Source organism: Agrobacterium sp. NPDC090283 (genome assembly GCF_044769685.1).
GTDB lineage: Bacteria > Pseudomonadota > Alphaproteobacteria > Rhizobiales > Rhizobiaceae > Agrobacterium.
Genome location: NZ_JBIVYG010000011.1, coordinates 187,071 through 193,234, shown reverse-complemented (window position 1 = coordinate 193,234; position 6,164 = coordinate 187,071). Strand labels below are relative to the sequence as shown.

The window sequence follows — 6,164 nt, the reverse complement described above, 5'->3', positions numbered from 1 at the left end:
AAACCGCGCTGCACGCCGAACGCGACGGCAAGATCGCGGAAGTTCTCGTAAAGCCCGGCGACCAGATCGATGCAAAGGATCTGTTGATCGCTTACGCCGAATAAACGCATATCGAAACACCGATTGCAGTATCAGACGCCCGCCTTTCGGCGGGCGTTTTTTATTGCGCTTCGCCAGAAATTCGAATATGCATGTTCGTGCACGTTTATTCCTGTTTATGCATGAGTTTCGATGAGTGATCATTTCGTCAGTGAGCGGCAGGCGCTCATCCTTGCGCAACTACGACAAAGCGGCCGGGTGCTGGCGCAGGATCTTGCGCAGAACTTCGGCGTTTCCGAAGATACGGTGCGCCGCGACCTGCGCGAGATGGCGGCGCGTGGGGAATGCCTGAGGGTTTATGGGGGCGCGCTGCTTTCCGACAGCAAGACGGTGCCGCTGAAGACACGCATTGGCGAGGATGCGGATCGCAAGGCCCTGCTGGCGCGCGCCGTTGTTCCGCTTCTCGAGCCGGGCATGGTCGTCTTCATCGATGCCGGTTCCACCAATCTTGCCATCGCACGCGCGATCCCCGCAGAACTCAATCTGACGGTGGTGACGAACACGCCCGCCATTGCGGCTGAACTGACGGGGCGGGCCGATATCGATCTGGTGCTGATCGGCGGTAAGGTCGATCCGGCCGTTGGCGCTGCGATCGACGCCATGGCGCTTCGGCAACTTGAACTGATGCGGCCCGATCTCTGCATTCTCGGTGTCTGCGGTGTCGCGGCCGAGACGGGTCTGTCGGCTGATGTTTTCGAAGATGCGGTGTTCAAGCGGCTCGCCTGCAGCGCCAGCCACCGGATTGTCGCCGCAATTACCATGGAAAAGCTCGGCCACAGGGCAGCTTTCCATGTACATGATTTTTCCCCGCCTCTTTCCCTCGTGCTGGAACAGGATGCCGACCATGCATTCGTCGAGGCGCTGTCGGCAAAAGGCGTGCAGGTTCATTGCGGCGAAGATGACGCCGCGCCGTTTTCTCATGGTCAAGTCTGAAGGATATTGCTGATGAATGGCCCCACGACATTTTCGCCGACGGCCGGGCGCTCGTCCTATCTGACACGGCATAGGCTCGGCGTTTCCCTGCTGTTCTTGATGAACGGCTTCATGATGGGGTCATGGGCACCCAAGATTCCGGAATTTGCGGCGCGCCTGTCCCTCAGTGAAAGCGCACTCGGCCTCATCATTCTGGTCTTTGGTATCGGCTCACTGGTTTTCATGCCCATTGCCGGTTCCCAGATCGCCCGTTTCGGCTCGCGTACGGTCAGCCTTGTCACTGCCGCGATCTTTTTGCCGACACTGCTTTTCATTTCCTGGGCGGGCACCGTTTGGGCGGGGGTGATCGCGGTATTTCTGTTCGGCGGACTGACGGGGGCGATGGATGTCGCCATGAACGCCAATGCGGTGGCGGTCGAGCGTGATATGCGCCGGGCGATCATGTCATCCTGTCACGCCTTCTGGAGCCTGGGCGGCCTGATCGGGGCGGGTCTCGGCGGTTACCTCATCACCGCCATTGGCGTGCAGGGGCACGCCATTGCGCTGACGGTCATCGCGCTGGTGCTGCTGGTCATTGCATGGCCGCGGGTTCTCGCGGATCGTCCGCATCCGGAAGAGGAGCGCCCGAAAGGCGGCCTGCCGCTTACGCCGCTGCCGTGGATCATCGGCCTGATGGCGCTGTTCTCGATGATTCCCGAGGGTGCTATCCTCGATTGGGGCGCGCTTTATCTGCGCAATGAACTCGGCGCTTCGGTGTCCCAGTCGGGTTTCGCCTTCGCGGCCTTTTCCATGACCATGGCGGCCATGCGTTTTGCCGGCGACCTGGTGCGCGACCGCTTTGGAGCCGTGACGACCCTGCGCTTCTGCTCGGCCATGTCGATTATCGGTCTTCTCATTGCCGGTGTTGCGGGAAATTCCACTATCGCCATCATCGGCTTCGCGATTGCCGGCATCGGCATTTCCAATATGGTGCCGATTGCCTTTTCGGCCGCTGGCAACATGCCGGGTCTCGCGCCGGGGATCGGCCTTTCGGTGGTCACGACCATGGGTTACTCCGGCATTCTGGTAGCACCGTCGGCGATTGGTTTCATCGCGGAACATACCGGCCTTGCCAGCGTCTTCCTGTTCCTGCCGCTGCTGCATGTGGTGGTTCTGCTACTTTCGCGGCTCGCCCGTCATGCGGATGGTGCGGGCAAGGAATAGGCGTCTCGAATTTTGCCATGATTGCGGTAAAGTAGAAGCTCTCATGCGTTGGGTGTTGACAAGCAGGCCCCCTTGTTTCACCTCAATTGCCAGACCTTGCCGCAAGCTCCAGAGACCGCCATGACGTCACACGCTGATTACGACCCGAAGCCCCGCCGCGCATCCGTCGCCGTCGACGTGGGCGGCGTCATCGTCGGTGGCGGCGCGCCCGTCGTTGTTCAGTCGATGACCAACACCGATACGGCTGACATTGACGCTACAGTGCAGCAGGTGGCGGCACTGTTTCGGGCCGGTTCGGAAATCGTGCGTATCACGGTCGACCGCGACGAGAGTGCAGCCGCCGTGCCGAAAATCCGTGAGCGGTTGCTGCGTCTTGGGCTTGATGTGCCGCTTGTCGGCGATTTCCATTATATCGGCCACAAGCTTCTCGCCGATCATCCGGCCTGCGCCGAGGCGCTGGCGAAATACCGTATCAATCCGGGCAATGTCGGTTTCAAGGACAAGAAGGACAAGCAGTTCGGCGAAATCGTCGAAATGGCGATCCGTTACGACAAGCCCGTGCGCATTGGCGTCAACTGGGGGTCGCTCGATCAGGAACTGCTGACGACGCTGATGGACAGGAACAAGGAGCAGGGTTTTCCGCTCTCCGCCCGTCAGGTGACGCGCGAGGCCATCGTGCAATCGGCACTGATTTCCGCCGAACTCGCCGAAGAAATCGGCCTGCCGCGCAATCGCATCATCCTGTCCGCCAAGGTCAGCCAGGTGCAGGATCTGATTGCGGTTTATTCCATGCTGTCGGAACGCTCCAACCACGCCCTGCATCTCGGTCTCACCGAAGCGGGCATGGGTTCGAAGGGCATCGTCGCTTCGTCCGCCGCCATGGGTTACGTGCTGCAGCATGGCATCGGCGATACGATCCGTGTCTCGCTGACGCCCGAGCCGAACGGCGACCGCACCCGTGAGGTGCAGGTGGCGCAGGAATTGCTGCAGGTCATGGGTTTCCGGCAATTCATTCCGGTCGTTGCGGCATGTCCCGGCTGCGGGCGCACCACGTCCACCGTCTTTCAGGAACTGGCCCAGAACATCCAGAACGATATTCGCAAGAACATGCCGATCTGGCGTGAGAAATATCCGGGTGTCGAGGCGCTCAATGTCGCCGTCATGGGCTGCATCGTCAACGGCCCCGGTGAAAGCAAACATGCCGATATCGGCATTTCCCTGCCCGGAACCGGCGAAAGCCCGGCTGCACCGGTCTTCATCGATGGCGAAAAGGCGCTCACCCTGCGTGGTCCCAATATCGCCGCCGATTTTGAAGCGCTTGTGATCGATTACATCGAAAAGCGTTTTGGCCAGAAAGATGCGGCGGAGTAAAAACGACCGTGAAAAGGCCGGAATTCCACTGTCATACCTCCTGAACCTCTCGGAGCATCAAAACACATGATCAAAAAAATCGCGATCGTCGCCCTTTGCGGCACCTATCTTTCCGCCTGCACCACCACCGATCCCTATACGGGCGAGCAGAAGATGTCGAACACGGCCGGTGGCGCCGGCATCGGCGCTGTCGTTGGTGCTCTGGGCGGTTTGGCTGTTGGCGGTTCGCCGACCGGTCGTCGTAACGCCGCGCTTATCGGCGCGGGCATTGGCGCGCTCGCCGGCGGTGCCATCGGCAATTACATGGATGGTCAGGAAGCCGAGCTTCGCGCCCAGCTCCAGGGTACGGGCGTTTCGGTTACCCGCCGTGGAGACAGCATCGTTCTCAATATGCCGTCCAACATCACCTTTGCAACGGATCAGGACCAGGTCATTCCGCCGTTCTACCAGACGCTCGATTCCGTCGCCATCGTACTGAACAAGTTCAACCGCACGCTGATCGACATCAACGGCCATACGGATTCCACCGGCAGCCTGCAGCATAACCAGGCGCTCTCCGAGCGTCGTGCGGCGTCTGTTGCGAACTATCTCGGTGCGCGTGGCGTCGACCAGCGCCGTATTTCGACGCTCGGTTACGGCCCGTCTCAGCCGATCGCCTCGAATGCCTCGTCGGACGGCCGTGCCCAGAACCGCCGCGTCGAAGTGCTGATTTCGCCGCTCAAGGGCTGATTGGATGATGAAAAGCTGAGGGTTATCCGCTCAGCTTTTCCGTTCGGCGATGAATCTTGCGGCCGCGATGAGAATCGCGGCCTTTTCGCCATAAGGGGCCAGGAGTTCGCTGGCTTCGGCCACCTGTTCCTGCAGCTTGCGGCGTGCCCAGTCTTCGCCGCGCAAGGCCACCAGCGTGCCCTTGCCGCGTGCGGCATCCTTGCCGGTTGCCTTGCCCATGGTAGCGGCATCGGCCGTCAAATCCAGAAGATCGTCGGCAAGCTGGAAGGCGAGGCCGATCTTTTCGCCGAAGAGGCGCAGCCTTTGCCTCTCGGAAACCTCGCTGCCGGCAATGATCGCGCCGGCCTCGCAGGCAAAACGCAACAAAGCGCCGGTTTTCATAGCCTGCAATGTAATGACCCCGGCTTCATCAGGTGCTTCCTTTTCAGCGGCGAGATCGAGCGCCTGACCGCCGGCCATGCCGCCAATGCCCGCCGCGCGGGCAAGCGAGAGTACGAGCGCGGTCTTGCGTTCGGCTGCGAGCGGATTTTCATCCGAGGCGATGATATCGAAGGCGAGCGTCAGCAGGCTGTCACCGGCAAGGATGGCAGTTGCTTCATCGAATTTGCGATGAACGGTCGGCTGGCCGCGGCGCAGGTCGTCATCATCCATGGCCGGCAGATCGTCATGAACAAGAGAATAACAATGCAGGCATTCCAGTGCGGCGCCGGCATAGAGAGCGGCTTCGGCATCTCCGCCCAGAAGCGTGGCGCTTTCGATGACGAGGAAGGGCCGCAGGCGTTTACCGCCGTTCAGCACGCCGTGGCGCATGGCGTCGAGCAGGTTTTGCGGGCGGGTGATCTCGTCCGCGCGCGCTTCGCCGGAAAGCAGGCGGCCAAGCAGCGCTTCGGTTTTTGCCGCGTTTTCGCGCAGCCGCGTTTCGAAATTCGTCATCTGAGCGTCCATGCGCGCTCTTTGGCATGCCACGCGAATGCAGGCAAACCTTTTCGTGATTCCAGAGGCGCAACTATTCGACCGGACTCGCCTTGAAGGCGGCAATGGACTATGAAAGGCTTCAATTGGTGCGGGGCTTTGACGAATATTGAGCAGTACGCCTGAAAGCGACGCAGATTACGCCGTGCTGGCGGAAGACCGGAGCAGTCCGAAGGTGGATTTTCGCACGTTGGCAAAGCGCATCATCATGACCTTGCTGGCTTTGCTGATCCTGCCCTATCTGCTGATTCCGGTCTATGCGCTGCCGTTTATCCGGCCTGTTTCGACGCTGATGCTGGCCGATCTGGTAACCCTGCAGGGTTATGACAGACGCTGGGTGCCGCTTGAGGATATTTCGCCACGCCTTGTGCAATCCGTGATGATGTCCGAGGACGGGCAATTCTGTTTTCATGGCGGCGTGGACTGGAACCAGATGCAATCCGTGGTCAGCGATGCGCTCGAGGGGGCTTCCACCCGCGGCGCCAGCACCATTCCAATGCAGACGGCCAAGAACCTGTTTTTATGGAATGGGCGCTCTTTCCTGCGCAAGGGGCTGGAATTGCCGCTGGCAGTCGCGGCCGATTTCGTCTGGTCGAAAAAACGGATGATGGAGATTTATCTCAACGTTGCCGAATGGGGACCGGGCATTTACGGCATCGAGGCTGCCGCCCAGCACCATTTCAAAGTGCCGGCCGCAAAGCTTAGTTCCCGCCAGGCGGCGCTGTTGGCTGTTTCATTGCCCAATCCCATCGACCGCGTCGCCAGCAAGCCCGGACGCGGGTTGCAACGGCTTGCCGGCCTTATCGAACGGCGCGCCCGCGCCTCAGGCGGTTATGTCGGCTGCGTGCTGGATTGAC

6 protein-coding genes are annotated in these 6,164 nt (G+C 60.5%); 5 read left to right on the top strand and 1 reads right to left on the bottom strand.

From position 1 onward, the window contains the following. Positions 1-231: 231 nt before the first annotated feature. The 4 genes from ACIQUH_RS17370 to ACIQUH_RS17355 all read left to right on the top strand — a co-directional run bounded on the left by ACIQUH_RS17370 (position 232) and on the right by ACIQUH_RS17355 (position 4,335). The gene (locus ACIQUH_RS17370) at positions 232-1,032 is read left to right on the top strand and encodes a DeoR/GlpR family DNA-binding transcription regulator (RefSeq protein WP_400817253.1); all 801 of its coding nucleotides are present in this window, start codon (positions 232-234) and stop codon (positions 1,030-1,032) included. A 12-nt stretch (positions 1,033-1,044) separates the two neighbouring features. After that, entirely contained in the window at positions 1,045-2,235 is a 1,191-nt protein-coding gene (locus tag ACIQUH_RS17365; RefSeq protein WP_400817251.1) for an MFS transporter, read from the top strand. A gap of 120 nt (positions 2,236-2,355) precedes the next feature. Then, a complete protein-coding gene (gene ispG, locus ACIQUH_RS17360; protein WP_400817249.1) occupies positions 2,356-3,606 on the top strand; it encodes a flavodoxin-dependent (E)-4-hydroxy-3-methylbut-2-enyl-diphosphate synthase in 1,251 nt (416 codons plus the stop codon). A gap of 66 nt (positions 3,607-3,672) precedes the next feature. Continuing rightward, entirely contained in the window at positions 3,673-4,335 is a 663-nt protein-coding gene (locus ACIQUH_RS17355) for an OmpA family protein (RefSeq protein ID WP_400817248.1), read from the top strand. A 30-nt stretch (positions 4,336-4,365) separates the two neighbouring features. Here the strand turns inward: ACIQUH_RS17355 and ACIQUH_RS17350 are convergent, their stop codons facing one another. Then, positions 4,366-5,280, bottom strand: coding sequence for a polyprenyl synthetase family protein (locus ACIQUH_RS17350; protein WP_400817246.1), 915 nt, complete (start codon positions 5,278-5,280; stop codon positions 4,366-4,368). A gap of 235 nt (positions 5,281-5,515) precedes the next feature. On the opposite strand from ACIQUH_RS17350, the gene mtgA reads away from it, so the two are divergent. Continuing rightward, positions 5,516-6,163: a monofunctional biosynthetic peptidoglycan transglycosylase gene (gene mtgA / locus ACIQUH_RS17345; protein WP_286169378.1), complete on the top strand. Its 648-nt coding sequence runs from the start codon at positions 5,516-5,518 to the stop codon at positions 6,161-6,163. Position 6,164: the final 1 nt, after the last annotated feature.